This is a genomic window from Castellaniella sp. (assembly GCF_004321985.1).
In the GTDB taxonomy this organism is placed as follows: Bacteria; Pseudomonadota; Gammaproteobacteria; order Burkholderiales; family Burkholderiaceae_B; genus Castellaniella.
Window position 1 is genome coordinate 178,840 of record NZ_SCQN01000044.1, and the last position, 17,762, is coordinate 196,601.

A 17,762-nucleotide genomic window follows, 5' to 3' on the forward strand; every position below is an offset into this window, starting at 1 on the left:
TTTCAGTCGTTGAAATTACTTTGAGATATGACGCCCGGGTGGGGCGCGACGGCCATGAACCTTTCCTTTGAGCATGTTCAGAAACAATTCGGCGACCTGTCTGTGGTGGCTGAATTCCAGCGCGAGGTCCAGGCCGGCGAATTGGTCGCGCTGGTCGGCCCATCGGGTTGCGGCAAGTCGACCCTTCTGCATATTGCGGCGGGGCTGGAGCATCCCAGCCATGGCCGGGTCCTGGCGGATGGAAAACCTGTCTCGCGTCCCGATCCCAGCCGCATGCTGATGTTTCAGGAAAATGCCCTGTACCCCTGGTTGACGCTGGTGCAGAACGTGTCGATGGCGCTGGAGTTGCAGAAAGTGGGCCGTGCCCAGGCTCGCAAGCAGGCGCTGGTCTGGCTGGAGAAGGTCCAGCTCAAGGGGTTTGAAGACTATTTTCCGCATCAGGTCTCCGGTGGCATGCGCCAGCGCTGCGCCTTGGCGCGCGCCTTCATTACCCACCCCGAGGTCCTTCTGCTGGACGAGCCCTTCGGAGCGCTGGATGCGCTGACGCGGATGACGCTGCAGGATGCCTTGCGCGCACTGATTCGCGAGACTCGTCCCACGGTGCTGCTGGTCACGCACGATGTGGAGGAGGCGCTGTTTCTGGCGGACCGGATTCTGGTCTTCAGCGCACGCCCTTCGCGTGTCCTGAAGGAATTCCATCTGTCGGCGACGGACAAGACGCATGACCTGTCCAATTTTGCCGACATGCGCCGCGAGATCCTGAGACTGTTGGGGATCACGACCGAAGACACAAAACCCGCTCTTGCCATTGCCGAGGAACTTGCAGCATGAAATTGAATCGTTACTTGATCCCTGTTCTAGCTGCACTGACGGTAGCATCCCAGGCGCTGGCCGCTGAACCCTTCAAGGTCGGCTATATCCGCGTGATGGATGATGCGCAGGCGATTGCCGCCTACGAGGGCAAGCTCTATGAAAAGCAGGGGCTGGACGTGCAACTGGTGGAATTCAAGTCCGGCACGGACCTGATCAAGGCCATCGTGGGCGGGCAACTCGACACCGGCGTGTTGGGATTCACCAATGCGGCGTCATGGTCGTCGCGCGGTGCGGACCTGAAGGTCGTGAGCGGCGCACAACGCGGCTATCACGCTCTGGTGGTACGCGATGACGCGGGCATCGAGAAGGTGGCCGATCTGAAGGGCCACACACTGGCCTCGCAGAAAGAGGGCAGCACCGCCGACGTGGTGCTGAAGGGTGTCGTGCTGAAGGACGCCGGCATCAAGCCCGAGGATCTGTCGATTTTGGGGGTGAGCCCCCAGGTCGCCGTGCAGTCGCTGGTCGGCAAGCGTGTCGATGCGGCCTTCCTGTTTGAGCCGCAGGCCAGCATTGCCGAGCAGATCGCGCCGGTCAAGCAGATCTATGAGATTGGCGAGGTCTGGCCGTTCCCGTGCATGGTGACCATCACATCCGGGGAAACGCTGAAGACGAAAAAGGATCTGGTCTGGAAATCCCTGGACGCGCAGCGTCAGGCGATCGAACTGTTGCAACAGAAGCCCGATGCAGCGGCCAAGCTGATCGCGGGTTACTTTATCTCCGAACCCACGTTGAAGACGCTCAAGCATGGTGACGTGCCTCGTGAGAAAATCATTGCGGATGCCATTCGGACCCAGACGTACAGCGCTGCACTCACGCCCAAGGACTTGTCACGCATGCAGGAAGTTGCCGATATCATGCAGGCCCAGGGCACGCTCAAGACGCGTGACGGCAAGCCGTTCGATGTCAAGGCGATCGTGGATCTGGACTGGCAGCATTCGCGCAAACTCTAGCGTGGTCTCTCTGCTGTCGCGGCACGGCCCGTCCGTGACCGGCATTGCTGCGATGTCTTGCTAGCGCGCTGTCTGGTTTGATGGCGGCCGGGCGTGTCCCGGCCGCCGCACGTTGGGAATCATGAGTAAAAAACAACGACTTTCACCCGCCGCGCGCAAATTGGCCATGCTGATTGCGATCGCGGCCATCCTTTTGTTCTGGCAGTTTGCAGCCTGGACGCTTCCAGACTTCCTGATGCCTGGAGTTCCCAAGGTGCTGGCGCGGATCTGGCACGATATTCAGACGACGCAGTTTCGTAGCATCCTGGCCGGTAGCATGGGCCGGTTGGGTGTGGGCTATGGGTTTGCACTGCTGTTCGGGATTGGGTTTGGTCTGGCGGGAGGGCTGCTGACGTTCTTCCGCGAGATCCTGAAATCGGCCATCATCGTCCTGCAGTCGATTCCGTCCATCGCCTGGGTCCCTCTGTTCCTCATCCTGATGGGGTTCGGAAACCTCCCCATCATTGTCGTCATTGCGCTGGCCGCTTTCTTCCCGGCGGCATTGTCCGTCATGAATGCGACCGAAAGTGTGCTGCAGACTCATGTGTCTGCGGCGCGGGTAATGGGTGCCGGCCCCTGGGACATGCTGCGGCGGGTATACCTGCCAGCCGTGATGCCAGAGCTGATTACAGGCGCGCAGCTGGCGTTCGGGAATGCCTGGCGAGCGCTGATTTCGGCTGAAATGCTGATCGGCTTCGGTCAGGGGTTGGGGCGGTCGCTGGCCTACGCTGGCGAGACCGCCGACATGATAGGGGTGATGGCGGACATTCTGACGATTGCCATCCTGGCCACCCTGATCGATCAGGTCTTGCTTGAAAACATCAAGCGCAAGGTGCTGCGCTACCAATATGTCTGATTCATGCCGCGGCGTGGCAGTCGCGATTTGCGCAGGTCTGTGGTGGGGATTGGCAGGGGTTCCCGTCCAGGCCGCCCCTGGGCATGGGCATGGGCATGGGATGCGGATCGGAATCGCTCGAGTCCCGCCGGCTCCGGCCCCTGGCGCCAAGGTCCGTACGCCTGTCCAGCTGGAGGCGCTGCTGATCCGGGCCACCGGTGGTGTACAGCCACAATCGGTGGTGGCCGAACAAGCGGTCGGCCGGATTCATCAAGGGACACTGGATGTCTGGGTGGGGGCGCTGTCGCCGCATGCTGCATTGCCCGAAGGGGTTCAGCGTGTGGCGTTGGCCTGGTCCGCCAGCCCCATGGCCATCATGCGGTCCGACACGGCCATCCGTCGCTGGGAGGACCTGAAGGACCATACCGTCTGCCTGGCGGCTGACGGCCGCTATCGCGGTGAGCTGGCCGCCCGCTATGACGCGATCGAGCGGATTTATCCTTCAGCGACGGATGCGCTGCTGGCGCTCCGCACCGGTCAGTGCGATGCCACGGTGCAGGACGAGAGCTTATTGCGAGAGCTGCTGAAATTCCCGGAGTGGCACAAGTTTTCGGCGGTTCTTGAGCCCTACCGGCATCAGGACCTGGTCCGCCTGACGCGGCGTGATCTCCCCACCGAACAACGCGCCTTGCTGAGCCGCCAGACGGGCCCCGCGACGCTGCAGGCTGCGGCCAGTAAACAGGCCCGCGACATTGCCTTCGAGGTTTATCTGGACCAGGCGGTTCCGGACTGCCACTAGTGGCGGCGGTTCGTCGGGCTCGCACCAGCCGGGGGACGGCCGTTCAGATGGCGGAAGGTGATGCGGCCCTTGGTCAGGTCGTACGGGGACATTTCCAGAGTGACCTGGTCGCCGGCCAGGATGCGGATATGGTGCTTGCGCATCTTGCCGCCGGTATAGGCGATAACCGGGTGCCCATTGTCCAGCGTCACGCGAAAGCGCGAGTCAGGCAGCACTTCGGTGACGGACCCATGCATTTCGAGTAGTTCTTCTTTGGCCATTTTTACTCCATTCAATCAAACAGGGTCAGCGGGCATGCACGCATTGTGACCTGCACTGATGTGCATCGCGCGAGATCAACCGAAAATCAGGTAGGGCGGATGCCCCGGAAGACAGAGCTCAGGCAAGGAACCTGGGTCTGCGTTGGCTGGCCCGACGGGGCCAGATCTGAAAACCGCTGACTGACAATCGTTTCCATGGTAACCGGTGGGGTCATATTATGTCAATAATTCTGACGATTTGGGGGCTGGTCCATCCGGTTTAGAATGCGCTCTGATCACTGGAGCGTAACCTTTCATGAACAACCGGTTGACCGCCGGCACGGTGGTGCTGCTGCTCATCCCACCCCTGATGTGGGCCGGCAACGCCGTCATCGGGCGTGCCGTGGCCAGCCTGGTGTCGCCGCTGACCCTGAATTTCCTGCGCTGGATGGTTGCGTTGTTGTTGCTGCTGCCCCTGGGTTGGCGGGTGCTGCGGCCTGACAGCGTCATATGGCGTGAGTGGCGTCGGTACGCCCTGCTGGGCCTGCTGGGGGTCGGTCTGTATAACTCACTGCAGTATCTCGCGCTGCATACCTCCACGGCCGTAAATGTCACACTGGTTGCCGCCAGCATGCCGATCTGGATGCTGCTGGTCGGGCGCGTCTTTTATGGGGCTGGCATCAATGCAATGCAGATCGTGGGAGCCGTTCTTTCGCTGGTCGGTGTCGTAGTGGTTTTATCACAGGGGCGTTGGGTGCAGCTGCTGGCCCTGCATTTCGTCTTTGGTGACCTGCTCATGGTCGTGGCCACCATCCTTTGGGCGTTTTACAGCTGGCAGCTGACCCGGATCTCCGCAGAGGCTGCGTCAAGCATGCCGTGGGCCGATTTTCTCTTGGCCCAGATCGTGTACGGTGTCGGCTGGTCGGGGCTGCTTTCGGCACTGGAGTGGGGCGTCGGTGAACCGGTGATCGTCTGGGACTGGCCGATCGCGTTGGCCATTCTTTTCGTGGCTGTCGGGCCTGCCGTACTGGCTTACCGGTGCTGGGGGGTGGGGGTGCGGCGGGTAGGGCCAACAGTTGCGGGGTTCTTCTTCAATCTCACGCCGCTGTTTGCGGCCCTGCTGTCCCAGGGTCTTCTGAACGAAAGCCCGCATGAATACCATGTGCTGGCGTTTGCACTCATTCTGGGTGGCATCGTGCTGGCCTCGCGTCCAGGGCGGGTATGAAGACAACAGGATTTCGAGGATCAGGCCTCGCCGGGCTGATACCTTACGGATACCTGGCCAGCGCCATGTTCGTGGTCGGGATCTACGTGGCCTTGAGCAAGCCGCTGGCGGCGGCGTTTCCCGTGTTTCTGCTCGGGTGGCTGCGGTTCGGCATTGCCGGCGTGGTGACGTTGCGCTGGCTGCGCAAGCCGTCAGCCGAACCCAGGCTGGGCTGGCGTCTGAAGGGGTTGCTCTTCCTGAGCTCCTTCATCGGCAGCTTCCTTTTCACGATCTGCATGGTGCTGGGCGTCAGCCGTAGTGGCGCCGTAGCGGCCGGCGTCATCCTGTCGGCCATCCCGGCCTCCGTGGCCATCCTCAGCCGGATTGTCTTGCACGAGGTGATCCGCCCCCGAGTCATCGCCGCCATTGTCTGTGGCGTTGCGGGGATCGCGCTGCTTGCACTGGCGCAGCCCTCGACGGATGCCCAGGGTCCCCAAGGAGACTGGATCGGCTACCTGTTGCTGAGCGCCACCGTCATGTGTGAAGCATGCTATGTGGTGATCGGAAAGCAGTTGACTGCCGTTCTGTCGTCCAAGCGCATCAGTGCGCTAGTCAATCTGTGGGGTTTCGTCCTGATGATGCCGGCGGGTGCCTGGATCGCCTGGAGTTTCGACTTCAGCGCAGTGGCGCTCTCGAGCTGGCTGTTGCTGCTGTTCTACGCCATGGCGGCCAGTGTCTGGACCGTCTGGCTATGGATGACAGGACTGCGCAGCGTCCCTGCCTCGCAGGCTGGCGTATTCACCGTCATGCTCCCGGTTGGCTCGGCCAGTATCGGCGTGATGGCGTTGGGTGAGCCCTTCGGTTACCAGCATGCCCTGGCCTTCACACTGGCGCTTATCGGCCTGCTGTTGGCAGCATGGCCGTCGCAGCGTGTTCGATCATGAGTTGCACCGTGGTCCGGCCACCCCATGTGTTGCGTTCCAGGCGGTAGACCGCCTCGATGGTTTCAGGCAGCGGTTCGGCGTGGTTGAACCAGATGGCATCCATCCGCAGCCCGTCGCGCTCCAGGAACAATTTCAAGTGGCGATCCTTCAGCAGCCGCTGGTGCACGACCCGGAAGGTGTCCCGAAACGATGGCATCGGGAAACCTGCGCCCCAGATCTGCCCGTGCAGGAGTTCGGCCGTTTCGGCCGTCAGATAGTCTGGCTCCAGCGAGCCGTCGGTCAGGATGGTCTGGTCGAATCCCTGGCAGCCGCTCAGCGTGCAGACGGCTTCATCGAAATGGCGTGAGAAGTCCTCGAAGGCCGCTGCGTGCAGGGTCAGGCCGGCCGCCATCGCGTGCCCGCCGAACTGCAGGATGGCGCCTGGCAGGCGCTTGCTGACCAGATCCAAGGCGTCGCGCAGATGCACATCAGGAATGGAGCGCCCGGAGCCGCGCAGGGTGTCGTGCGCATCGGGCGCAAAGGCGATGGCCGGCCGCCAATAGGTTTCTTTCAGCCGCGAGGCAACCAGGCCGATGATGCCCTGATGCCAGCCTGCCTGCCAGACGCAGACGCTTGCGGCCCGGGTCGGCGGCTGAGCGTCCAGTTGGGCCAGCGCTTCGTCGCGCATGGTCGATTCCCGTTCGCGGCGTTCGCGGTTGATGGCATCCAATGATTGGGCCAGCGACCGGGCCCGCTCTGGGTTGTCTTCCAACAGGCAGTGAATGCCCAGGCTCATGTCGGCCATGCGCCCGGCGGCATTGATGCGTGGCCCCAGTGCGAAACCCAGGTCGCTGGTCGTGGCCTCGTGCGCATCCCGGTCCGCGACCTGGAAGAGAGCGGCAATGCCAGGCTGCATCCGACCCTGGCGGATGCGCCGCAGACCCTGGGTCACCAGCAGCCGGTTGTTGGCATCCAATCGCACCACATCCGCGACGGTTCCCAGGGCGACCAAATCGGCATAACGGTCTAGTCTTGGGCCCTGCCGGTCCGGGAATGCGCCACGCGCTCTCAGGACCGCCCGTACCGCCAACAATACGTAGAAGATCACGCCCACACCCGCCAAGTGTTTGGAGGGGAAGCTGCACCCCGCCTGGTTGGGGTTGACGATAGCCAAGGCCTGCGGCAGCGCGGCACCGGGCAGGTGGTGGTCGGTCACGATCACCTCCATGCCTGCTGCATGCGCTGCGGCCACGCCCTCGATGCTGGCAATGCCGTTGTCCACCGTGATGAGCAGGTCAGGTTTGCCGGCGGGGTGTCGTAGGGCGAGGTCCACCACGGCCGGTGAGAGCCCATAGCCCGTCTCGAATCGATTGGGGACCAGGAAATCGACCTGGGCGCCCATATCGCGCAGTCCCCGCACCGCCACTGCACAAGCGGTCGCGCCATCGCAGTCGTAGTCCGCGACGATCATCAGCCGCTTGCGGGCGGTAATCGCATCGGCCAGCAGTTCCGCGGCCAGGTCGACGTGACTCAGGCGCTTCGGCGGTATCAGCCCTTCCCATTCGGTGGATGCCGGTTGACTGACGCCGCGCGCCGCCCAGAGCCTGGCCAGTAGCGGATGGATACCCGCGCCGATCAGCTCTGATGTCCGCTCAGGGTGCGGCTCGCGTGAGTGGATTAGCGGCTGCACCACCAGCGTCTCCAGTCGCGGGATTTCAGCCGCATCCACCAATGGGGCGGAACGGTCAGGGTGATGAATCGGTCGCGGCTCGTGAGCACCAGCGTGGGAGCGGTCTTTGCCAGGGGTGCGAAGCAATCTTGCTCCAGCTGGTCCAGCGCCTGGATCCATCCCCCCCCAGTCCTGGCGGGTTGCCGCATCCAGCAGCGCCGGCTCAATGACGGTGTCAGGCGGCAGAGGTTGCGTCAGCTGGTTGATGCGTGCGCCGCCATACAGCCAGAGGCTGTTGATGGGTACCAGGCCAGCTTGGGTGCGCTCCAGGTTGACCGGGTGCTCGAACCAAGCCATCTGCAGCGTGTTGATCAGGCGCCGCCAGGGCCGTGCGATGGTGTCTCGCGGCCACCAGTCGTTGACGGCACTCACCGCTACCAGTGCGGGGCTGGCGCAGGCGAGTCCAGTCAGCTCTGGTGAACGGACCCGCCAGGAAGTAGCAGAGTCGCGGTCGAGTTCAATCCCGCTTCCGGTCGTGAGTTCGCGGGCACTGGCGAGCAGTGCTGCCGCATGTGCTTCAGTAATGGATAGCTGCTCGGCCGGCAGCAGTGCAGCGCCATCGCGCGAAGGCGCCATGTGAATGAGTTCAGCGAGCCAGACCGGCTGATCGTCCGGTGCCTGCGTGCGCAGCGGTCCCAGACCTGCGCTAATATGCTCGCCTTGTGCAGGCTGAAAGCCGCGAGCCTGCAGCAGCCAGTGTTCCAGCGGTGTACACCAGGTGTCCGCCGCTGCGCTGGGCGTGACTTTTGCTGTTGCGTACAGGAACCACCAGGCTAGTGTGGGCGCATGTTGCGTCAGGTGGGGTGCCAGTTCGGCGGCAACCTCGGGATCGGGCAGAGCCCCTGGCAGTACGATGTGCATGGCGGAATTGTAGAGTCATTCGGACGGGGCGATAAATTGACATGAGTTACGAGTGGTGGATTGGAGCCCGTTACGCGGGACTCGCGCATATCGGCCGGGGTGGGCGCCGCGGTGACCGCTTCGTGTCGTTCGTGGCGGCGAGTTCCATGGCTGGCATTGCGTTGGGGGTCGCTGCGCTCATCATCGTGTTGTCAGTCATGAATGGCTTCCAGACACAGGTTCGCGATCGCATGTTGTCGGTGCTGCCGCACATCGAGGTTTATGTGCCAGGGGCTGATCATGAGCAGGTGCTGGCCCACTGGCAAGATTTGGCGCGGGATGCGCGTCGCGATCCAGAAGTGCGCGGGGCTGCGCCATTCGTCGCGGCACAGGGGATGCTGGCGCGCGGTCAGGGCCTGAGTGGCGTGCAGGTGCGTGGTATCGACCCTTCGGTGGAGCCGCATGTTTCCGATCTCGCGGGACAGATGCAGTCGGGTGGGCTGGATAGCCTGGTTCCAGGCTCATTTCACATGATCGTGGGTAGCCAGATCGCCCAGTCGCTGGGTCTGACAGTCGGCGATACGGTGCTGTTGCTCGCACCCCAGGGGTCGATTTCACCGGCGGGCTTTGCACCGCGCATGCGCCAGTTCACGGTGACCGGAATCTTTTCAACCGGTTATTACGAATATGACGCCTCGCTCGTGTTCGTGGACGACGAAGACGCGGCGCGTGTCTTTCGCGACAGTGGAGTGGGCGGGGTACGGCTGCGCATTGCCGACATGCAGCGTGCCCCTGAAGTCGCCCACCGCTTGCTCGGCCTGATGCCGCCGGGGGTGCAGGCCACCGACTGGACCCAGAACAATCGCACCTGGTTCGCCGCCGTGCAGACTGAAAAGCGCATGATGTTCCTGATCCTGACGCTGATCGTTGCGGTGGCGGCGTTCAATCTCCTGTCGTCGCTGGTGATGGCGGTCAAAGACAAGCAGTCGGATGTGGCGATCTTGCGGACCCTGGGCTCGACGCCGACGGAAGTGGCCCGCATCTTCTTGGTCCAGGGGGCGCTCATCGGCGTGGTCGGGACGGCGGCCGGCGTCTTGTTCGGTACGCTGGTCGCTTACAACATTGACGTGATCGTGCCCTGGATCGAACGGCTTCTGGGGGTGCACTTTTTGCCGCAACAGATCTACTTCATCAGCGAGCTGCCTTCCAGCCCACAGGTCGGCGACATCGTCACCATTGGGGTGACGTCGCTGATCCTGTCGCTGCTGGCGACTCTGTATCCGAGCTGGCGGGCGTCACGCTTGCAGCCTGCACAGGTGCTGCGCCATGACTGATCGCGCTCCAGGAGTCATTGAAGTGCTGCGTGCGGAGCACCTGGCGAAGACTTATGACGAAGGCGCCGGGCGGGTCGAGGTTCTGCGCGACGTCAGTCTGTCGGTCAATGCGCACGAGATGGTCGCGGTGGTCGGGGCTTCCGGCTCCGGCAAGAGCACTCTGCTGCATGTGCTGGGGCTGCTGGACCAGCCTGATCAAGGGCGCCTCTGGGTCGCTGGCGAGCCTACGGACCATCTGGGCGAGCGCAAGCGCAGCCACCTGCGCAATCGGGCGCTAGGTTTTGTTTACCAGTTCCACCATTTGCTGCCGGAGTTCTCGGCGCTGGACAATGTGGCCATGCCGCTCATCGTACGCCGGCTGGCGCGCGATGAGGCCCGCAAACAGGCCCGGGACTTGCTGGAGCAGGTAGGGCTTGGCAATCGGGCGACGCACTTTCCGGGGCAGCTTTCGGGCGGCGAGCGCCAGCGCGTGGCGCTGGCGCGTGCGCTGGTGACGAAGCCGTCCTGCGTGCTGGCGGACGAGCCGACCGGTAACCTGGATCGGCATACTGCCGATGCCATGTTCGAGCTGCTGAGACGCATCAATCAGACGCTGGGAACTGCCTTCGTGATCGTGACGCACGACCCGGCGCTGGCCGCACTGGCGCATCGCCGTCTGAACATGCTGGCGGGAGCATTGACGGCCGCCTGAACCGCGTCGGGCCTCAGCAGCGCAGTGGACGGCTGCTGAGGGGGAGACGACATGTTGATCGACACGCACTGCCATCTGGATGCAAGCGAATTCGACGATGACCGGGATAGGGTCATTCAGCGTGCCACACATGCCGGCGTGGGGTGCATTGTCATTCCGTCGGTAAGCCGCGCCAATTTCGAGACGGTGCGTCGGCTGGCCCATACCGTTCCGGGAGCCGTCTATGCGCTGGGGATCCATCCGCTTTATGTGGCACAGGCCTCGGAAGACGATCTGGATGCGCTGGATGTGTGCCTGCAGGCGTCGCACGACGACCCAAAGCTGGTAGCCATCGGAGAAATCGGCCTGGACCATTTCGTGCCGGACGTCAACACGCCGGAGCTGCGGGCACGACAGGAATATTTCTATACCCGCCAGCTGACACTGGCGCAGCGGCATGACCTGCCCGTGCTGCTGCACGTGCGCCGGTCGCAGGATGACTTGCTGAAGCACCTGCGGCGTTGCTCACGTATCGGCGGTATCGCGCACGCCTTCAACGGCAGCTTTCAGCAGGCGCAGCAGTTTCTGGATCTTGGCTTCGCGCTGGGCCTGGGCGGCGCCATGACTTTTGAGCGATCGCTTCAGATCCGGCGTCTGGCTGCGCAGTTGCCGTTGTCGGCATTAGTGCTGGAAACCGATGCGCCCGACATCCCGCCTGCGTGGCTGGGGCGTGATGAGCGCGGACGCAGGGTATCCGCCCGCAATGAGCCTGCGGAAGTTGCCGGCATCGCACGTGCGCTGGCCGGGCTGCGGCAGTTGCCGCAGGATACGATTTCCGAGGCGTGCCTGCGGAACGCCTGCGAGGTCCTCCCCCGTCTGGCCGCCTTCCTGAGCCGCTGAGTCATTCTCGTCACCACCGGGTTTCCCGGGTGGCCTGGAAGGGCACACCCATCGTCCTTTTGGCGCCGGACCGGACTACCGTGGCAGGGTGAAAATCCAGGAGGCTGCCATGTTTGGGCGCGGGATGGTGGCGGCGGGCGTTCTGGGCGTGGTGGTGGTCCATCAGCTGCCCACTTTGCCGACCACCCCCGTCCTGTGGGTCGGTACCGCCGGCGTTCTCCTGGTCGCGCTGCTGGCATGGCGGGGGCGGCGTCTCGGTCGTGGGGTTCTTCGCTGGCTGGCGTCCGCTCTGGCCGCAGGTTGGGTCGGGTTTTGCCTGACGGCGTTCTGGGCGCATCACCGGCTGGAGCAGGTACTGGTGGCGCAAAACGTGGATCGCGTGACGCGGGTCGAGCTCCGCATTGAAAACCTGCCGAGACTGTTGCCGGACCGGGCGAGCTTTGAGGCGCTTGTCCTGTGGGCGCATCCTCCGGGTGTGCCGGAACGCATCCGGGTGACGTGGCCCGCCGGCGGGTGGCGCGGCCCCTATGCGGCGCCAGTGCCCGCTGATCCGCCGTTTCCAGAGCTCCATGCCGGTCAGGTCTGGAGAATGGCCTTGTTGCTGCGGCCGATCCAGGCTGCCCGGAATCTTCACGCCTTTGACTATGAACGTCATTCGTTCGTGAGCGGAATCCGCGCACAGGGGACGGTCCGAGGCCGGCCTGAGTTGGTGCGCACCGATCGCTGGGTCAGCCTGTCCGTTGTGGCCGAGCGTGCCCGCCACGAGGTGCGGAAGGCCATGGACCCCTATCTGCAGGGTTTGCGCTACGGCTCGGTCCTTCGGGCGCTGGCCATTGGTGACCAGGATGGGGTGGACGATGCAGACTGGATGGTCTTCAACCGATCGGGTCTGACCCATCTGGTCTCCATATCGGGTTCCCACATCACGATGCTGTCGGGGTTTGCAGCGTTGGCCGCTGCGGCATTGTGGCGGCGCCTGCGCTGGCGCGGCCGTCTGCTGGCCGAGCGCTGGCCGGCGCGGCGCGCTGCCGCCTGTGTGGCGCTATTGGTGGCCTGGCTGTATTGCCTGCTGGCGGGTTGGGGTGTGCCCGCTCAGCGTACCTTCATGATGCTGGCCGTGGTGGCAGGCGCCCAGGCCTTGCAGCTGCGGTTGAGCGGTTCGCGTGTACTCGCGGCGGCTGCGGTGGCCGTACTGGCGCTGGACCCCTGGGCCGTGCTGACCAGTGGCTTCTGGCTGTCCTTTCTGGCGGTCTGCGTGCTGCTTGCGGTTGGAGCCAGCGAGCGGTCCCCCGGGCCGATCACAGAGCGCTCGAGCGCCGGTGTTCCGGACGTGCCGGCAGCCGATAGTGTCCGTGTGCGGTGGTGGCGGGCGATTCGCCTTGCAGCCCGCCTGCAGTGGGCGGTCACCTGGGCGCTTGCCCCGGCGCTCGCCTGGCTGTTTTACGAGATCTCTCTGGTATCTCCCATTGCCAACGCTTATTCGATTCCGCTTATCGAGTTGGTGGTGACGCCGTTATCGCTGCTGCTGGCTGCAACTGCTCTTGTTCCGGGGTTGCAGACATTGGCCTCGGGTCTTGCATGGCTGGCGCATGGCGTGCTCTATCTGATGATGCAGCCGACCGAATGGCTGGCTCGCCTGCCGACGATTCCAATTGCAGCCGGTCCCGTCTGGCTGTATCTGCTGGCCTGCGCCGGCGCTGTGGTGGCGCTGTGGCCCGGTCTTCCCACTCGGTGCCGTCCACTGCCGTGGGGTTGGCGTTTGCCGCATCCTGCCTGGGGCTGGCTGGCGTTCTTGCCCATGGTGTTCTGGGCGCCTTCGACCCCGGCTGAAGGCGAGTGGGAACTGCACGCGCTGGATGTGGGGCAGGGCAGCGCGCTGCTGTTGCGTACCGCCAGCCATGCGCTACTGTTCGACGCGGGCGCACGGCACTCCCGCGATTCGGATGAGGGCAGCCGGACCATCGTGCCCGCCTTGCGGGCCCAGGGCATTCGCCGGCTGGATGCCCTGATCGTGTCGCACGCAGACGTGGACCATGCGGGCGGAGTCCGCAGCGTGCTTGCCGGCGTACCCGTGGAGCAGACCTTCAGTTCTTTCGATCTGGCCTCATGGCTGCGAAGGGAGGCTCGCCTGGTGGGGGAACCACAGATACCGGCTGCACTGGCTGCCAGCCCCTGTCAGTTTGGCACCCACTGGAGCATCGATGGGGTGAGTTTCGAGTTTCTGTGGCCGATGGATGTGCGGCACACCCGCCGATCCAAAGAAACCAATGACGGCAGCTGCGTACTGCGGGTGCGTGGTGCGTATCACAGCCTGTTGCTCACGGGCGACATTGAACGTCGTGCCGAGGCGGCTCTGGTGTTGCGCGGCCTGTCGCCTGCGGATGTCGTCGTGGCAGCCCACCATGGGTCTCGGACATCGTCTTCAGCCGAGTTCGTCCAGGCCGTCACGCCGGGACATGTAATCCTGCAGGTGGGCCGGTGGAACCGCCACAGCCACCCCGATGCCGATGTGCTGTCGCGCTGGGCCGATGCGGGCGCGCGCGTCTGGCGTACCGATTGGCAGGGGGGAATCGTCGCCCGTTCGCGCGGCGAGGGTCTGACGATGTACAGTATCCTCGAGTCGTCCCGTCGATACTGGCATGGGCGGCGCCCGTAGTGGTTAACGCGGTCTTGCGCGACATGGCGGGATCGGCGATGATGCGGCAGCCGTCCAAAAGACGATTGCTGTTCCCCTATGGGGTTTGTCGAAAATCCACAAGATTTTTTGCGACCATGACACAGACACCACTTAAATTCTATGTGCCCGAACCTTCGGGCCGTCCCGGTCAGGCCACTGATTTCTCGTATCTGCGCCTGCAGCCGGCAGGCGAGGCCCGCCGGCCCGCCATCGATATTGCTCCCTACGATACCCGCGATCTTGCCATGGGCCTGATCCGCATCCTGGATGATCAGGGCCAGGCCGTCGGGCCTTGGGCGGATGCGCTGCCCAGCGACGACGTGCTGCGCAAGGGCATGCTGGCGATGATCAAGACGCGCATCCTGGATGCTCGCATGGTGATCGCCCAGCGCCAGAAGAAGACGTCCTTCTACATGCAGTGCCTTGGTGAGGAAGCCATCTGCATCGGGCAATCGCTGGCCATGCAGCCCGGCGACATGCATTTTCCGTCTTACCGGCAACAGGGATTGCTCGTCGTGCGCGATTACTCGCTGTTCGACATGATGTGCCAGATTTTTTCGAATGATAAGGACCCGCTGAAGGGCCGCCAGCTCCCTGTGTTGTATTCGGTACCCGAAAAGGATTTCTTCACCTTGTCTGGCAATCTGGGCACCCAGATGCCGCAGGCAGTCGGCTGGGCCATGGCGTCGGCCATCAAGGGCGACACACGGATCTCGGCCGCCTGGGTGGGCGATGGCGCGACGGCCGAATCGGACTATCAGACGGCTCTGCTGTTCGCCCACGTCTATCGGGCTCCGGTCATCTTGAACGTCATCAACAATCAGTGGGCCATCTCCACCTTCCAGGGCGTGGCGGGCGGCGAAGGCATCACGCTTGCAGCGCGCGGCATAGGCTCGGGCGTAGCGTCGCTGCGGGTAGACGGCAATGACTTCCTTGCCGTGTATGCGGTCTCGCGGTGGGCGGCGGACCGGGCGCGAAACAACTATGGTCCCACCCTGATCGAATGGGTCAGCTACCGGGCCGGCCCGCACTCTACCTCGGATGATCCTTCGAAATACCGGCCGGCCGACGACTGGTCGCGGTTCCCGCTCGGTGACCCCATCACTCGCCTGAAGCAGTACATGATCCTGCGAGGCATCTGGTCCGAAGAAGAACATCAGGCGACCCAGAAAGCCTGCGAGGCCGAAGTCGTTGCTGCACAGAGAAAGGCAGAGGCGCACGGCACGCTGGCGACGGGTCGTACCAGCAGCGTCGCAACGATGTTCGAGGACGTTTTCAAGGAAATGCCGGCGCACCTGCGTCACCAGCGTCAGGAATTGGGGGTCTGATCATGGCGGAAGAAAAGCTCAGAACCAAGCCCATGACCATGATCCAGGCGCTTCGTTCGGCGATGGACCTCATGCTGGATCGCGACGATGACGTCGTGGTCTTTGGCGAGGATGTCGGCTATTTTGGCGGCGTCTTTCGGTGTACCGAGGGCCTGCAGGCAAAATATGGCGTCTCCCGTGTGTTTGATACGCCGATTTCCGAAAGCGGTATCGTGGCGGCCGCCATCGGCATGGGAGCCTATGGCTTGCGGCCGGTAGTGGAAATCCAGTTCGCTGACTATTTCTATCCGGCGGCGGACCAGATCTACTCCGAGGCGGCACGCCTGCGCTACCGGTCGGCCGGTGGATTTACTGCTCCTCTGACCATCCGCATGCCATGCGGCGGGGGGATCTTTGGTGGGCAGACCCATAGCCAGAGCCCGGAGGCGCTATTCACGCATTGCGCGGGGCTGCGGACGGTGATGCCGTCCAATCCCTACGATGCCAAGGGGCTGTTGATCAGCGCCATCGAATGCGACGATCCAGTGATCTTCCTGGAGCCCAAGCGGCTGTACAACGGTCCCTTTGACGGCCACCATGACCAGCCCGTGGTGCCTTGGTCCAAGCATCCGTTGGGCAACGTCCCGGAGGGCTATTACCATGTGCCGCTTGATTCCGCGTCGCTTTATCGCGAAGGCAAGGACCTGACGGTGCTGACCTACGGCACGATGGTGTATGTGGCCGAAGTCGCCGCACACGCTGCCGGCATCGAGGCCGACATTATCGACCTGCGCAGTCTATGGCCTCTGGACCTGGAGACCATCACCGCGTCGGTGCGCAAGACCGGGCGTTGCGTGGTGCTGCACGAAGCCACGCGAACCAGCGGTTTTGGCGCCGAGCTGGCCGCGCTGGTCCAGGAGCACTGCTTCTACCATCTCGAAGCCCCAATCGAACGCATCACCGGTTGGGATACGCCTTATCCGCACTCGCACGAGTGGGCCTATTTTCCGGGTCCGAAGCGAGTCGCAGAGGCGTTCAAGCGCGCATTTCGGGAGGCATAATGGGCATTCACATCATCAAGATGCCGGATATCGGCGAAGGAATCGCGGAAGTCGAACTGGCGGAATGGCACGTCCAGGTGGGCGATGCAGTGGTCGAGGATCAGGTCCTCGCCGACGTGATGACGGACAAGGCCACAGTCCAGGTCCCATCGCCAGTCCAAGGGCGAGTAGTGGCGCTGGGCGGCAAGGCGGGCGACGTGATGGCCGTGGGGACTGAACTCATCCGTCTCGAGGTCGAAGGCGCGGGCAACGAGGATACAGTCGCGGCGGCTTCGGCCTCCCGGGCTGGCATGCCGGCGCGTGCGGCGTCGCCTGTCGAATCGCCATCGGCGACCCCGGCATCAGCACCAGCACCGGAAGGCCCCGCACACACCGCCACCCCGGTACAGATGCAGGCCGCCCCGGCTGACGAAGAATCGTCTTCGGCGGATGTGGTACCGGTTACGCCGCGCAGCGGGCATGTGCAGCACTCGGCTTCCCACACACCAGCGCGCACCGAGGGGCAGCGCCCGCTGGCTTCGCCTGCCGTGCGCCGCCGCGCATGGGATCTGGGTGTCACACTGCAGTATGTGCCCGGCACGGGCCCTGCCGGGCGCGTCACCCACGGGGACCTGGACGCATGGCTGGCGCGGGATCGCAACGAAACATCGCACCGCACCACGGCATCGCTCTACGACGCCCACAACGAGGAAACTCAGGTTCCGGTCATCGGCTTACGGCGCAAGATCGCCCAGAAGATGCAGGAATCGAAGCGTCACATTCCACACTTCACGTATGTCGAAGAGACCGATGTTACCGAGCTCGAATCGCTGCGTGCGCGCCTGAATGCCCGCTACGGCCTCGAGCGTGGCAAGCTCACGCTGCTGCCGTTCCTGGTGCGTGCGCTGGTGCTGGCGTTACGCGACTTCCCGCAGATCAATGCGCGTTTTGACGACGATGCCGGTGTTGTGACCCGGTACGGCGCCGTTCACCTGGGGATTGCGGCGCAGACGCCATCCGGTCTCATGGTGCCGGTGGTGCACCACGCCGAGACACTGGACCTGTGGTCCTGCGCAGCGGAAATCTCCCGGCTTGCCGAGGCGACGCGCCAAGGCAAGGCTGCCCGCGATGAGCTCACCGGCTCCACCATCACGATCACCAGCCTGGGGCCGCTAGGCGGGATCGTCTCCACGCCGGTCATCAATTGGCCAGAGGTTGCCATCATCGGCATCAATCGGGTGGTCGAGCGGCCGGTCTTCCAGGGGACCCAGATCGTGGCGCGCAAGCTCATGAACTTGTCCTCATCCTTTGACCATCGCGTGGTCGACGGCATGGATGCCGCCGAATTCGTCCAGTGCATCCGGCGTTATCTGGAATGCCCGGCACTCTTGTTTGTGGAGTAA

General features: G+C 63.7%; 15 protein-coding genes. 13 read left to right on the forward strand and 2 right to left on the reverse strand.

Annotated features, from left to right (window positions below):
• Positions 1–54 precede the first annotated feature (54 nt).
• The 4 genes from EPN31_RS10655 to EPN31_RS10670 all read left to right on the forward strand — a co-directional run bounded on the left by EPN31_RS10655 (position 55) and on the right by EPN31_RS10670 (position 3,496).
• A complete protein-coding gene (locus EPN31_RS10655) occupies positions 55–831 on the forward strand; it encodes an ABC transporter ATP-binding protein (protein ID WP_291772959.1) in 777 nt (258 codons plus the stop codon).
• A complete protein-coding gene (locus EPN31_RS10660) occupies positions 828–1,823 on the forward strand; it encodes an ABC transporter substrate-binding protein (protein WP_291772961.1) in 996 nt (331 codons plus the stop codon). Before EPN31_RS10655 ends, EPN31_RS10660 begins: the two co-directional genes overlap by 4 nt.
• 121 nt (positions 1,824–1,944) lie before the next feature.
• Positions 1,945–2,718: an ABC transporter permease gene (locus tag EPN31_RS10665; protein ID WP_291772963.1), complete on the forward strand. Its 774-nt coding sequence runs from the start codon at positions 1,945–1,947 to the stop codon at positions 2,716–2,718.
• A gap of 100 nt (positions 2,719–2,818) precedes the next feature.
• The gene (locus EPN31_RS10670; RefSeq protein ID WP_291772965.1) at positions 2,819–3,496 is read left to right on the forward strand and encodes a transporter substrate-binding domain-containing protein; all 678 of its coding nucleotides are present in this window, start codon (positions 2,819–2,821) and stop codon (positions 3,494–3,496) included.
• Here EPN31_RS10670 and infA read toward each other — a convergent pair.
• A complete protein-coding gene (infA, locus tag EPN31_RS10675; RefSeq protein ID WP_291772966.1) occupies positions 3,493–3,756 on the reverse strand; it encodes a translation initiation factor IF-1 in 264 nt (87 codons plus the stop codon). The genes EPN31_RS10670 and infA overlap by 4 nt on opposite strands.
• A 295-nt stretch (positions 3,757–4,051) precedes the next feature.
• On the opposite strand from infA, the gene EPN31_RS10680 reads away from it, so the two are divergent.
• Together EPN31_RS10680 and EPN31_RS10685 are read left to right on the forward strand one after the other, a co-directional pair.
• Positions 4,052–4,960 carry a DMT family transporter gene (locus tag EPN31_RS10680; RefSeq protein WP_291772969.1) on the forward strand — a complete coding sequence of 303 codons (909 nt, stop codon included), beginning with the start codon at positions 4,052–4,054 and terminating at the stop codon, positions 4,958–4,960.
• Entirely contained in the window at positions 4,957–5,883 is a 927-nt protein-coding gene (locus tag EPN31_RS10685; RefSeq protein WP_291772971.1) for a DMT family transporter, read from the forward strand. Before EPN31_RS10680 ends, EPN31_RS10685 begins: the two co-directional genes overlap by 4 nt.
• On the opposite strand, the gene recJ is transcribed toward EPN31_RS10685, so the two are convergent.
• Positions 5,834–7,552, reverse strand: coding sequence for a single-stranded-DNA-specific exonuclease RecJ (gene recJ, locus EPN31_RS10690; RefSeq protein WP_291773022.1), 1,719 nt, complete (start codon positions 7,550–7,552; stop codon positions 5,834–5,836). The two genes, EPN31_RS10685 and recJ, sit on opposite strands and share 50 nt — an antisense overlap.
• Before the next feature lie 941 nt (positions 7,553–8,493).
• Between recJ and EPN31_RS10695 the strand changes: the two genes are divergently transcribed.
• The 7 genes from EPN31_RS10695 to EPN31_RS10725 all read left to right on the forward strand — a co-directional run bounded on the left by EPN31_RS10695 (position 8,494) and on the right by EPN31_RS10725 (position 17,762).
• Positions 8,494–9,765, forward strand: coding sequence for a lipoprotein-releasing ABC transporter permease subunit (locus EPN31_RS10695; protein WP_291772973.1), 1,272 nt, complete (start codon positions 8,494–8,496; stop codon positions 9,763–9,765).
• Entirely contained in the window at positions 9,758–10,456 is a 699-nt protein-coding gene (locus EPN31_RS10700; protein WP_291772975.1) for an ABC transporter ATP-binding protein, read from the forward strand. The genes EPN31_RS10695 and EPN31_RS10700 overlap by 8 nt, the downstream gene beginning before the upstream one ends.
• 51 nt (positions 10,457–10,507) lie before the next feature.
• Complete coding sequence (locus tag EPN31_RS10705) at positions 10,508–11,335, forward strand: TatD family hydrolase (RefSeq protein WP_291772977.1); 828 nt, start codon at positions 10,508–10,510, stop codon at positions 11,333–11,335.
• A gap of 109 nt (positions 11,336–11,444) precedes the next feature.
• Positions 11,445–13,991: a DNA internalization-related competence protein ComEC/Rec2 gene (locus EPN31_RS10710; protein ID WP_291772979.1), complete on the forward strand. Its 2,547-nt coding sequence runs from the start codon at positions 11,445–11,447 to the stop codon at positions 13,989–13,991.
• 116 nt (positions 13,992–14,107) lie between these two features.
• A complete protein-coding gene (locus tag EPN31_RS10715) occupies positions 14,108–15,340 on the forward strand; it encodes a 3-methyl-2-oxobutanoate dehydrogenase (2-methylpropanoyl-transferring) subunit alpha (RefSeq protein WP_291772982.1) in 1,233 nt (410 codons plus the stop codon).
• A 2-nt stretch (positions 15,341–15,342) separates the two neighbouring features.
• Positions 15,343–16,380, forward strand: a complete 1,038-nt coding sequence (locus EPN31_RS10720; RefSeq protein WP_291772984.1) for an alpha-ketoacid dehydrogenase subunit beta — start codon at positions 15,343–15,345, stop codon at positions 16,378–16,380.
• On the forward strand, positions 16,380–17,762 hold the full coding sequence (locus EPN31_RS10725; protein WP_291772985.1) for a dihydrolipoamide acetyltransferase family protein: 1,383 nt from the start codon (positions 16,380–16,382) through the stop codon (positions 17,760–17,762). Before EPN31_RS10720 ends, EPN31_RS10725 begins: the two co-directional genes overlap by 1 nt.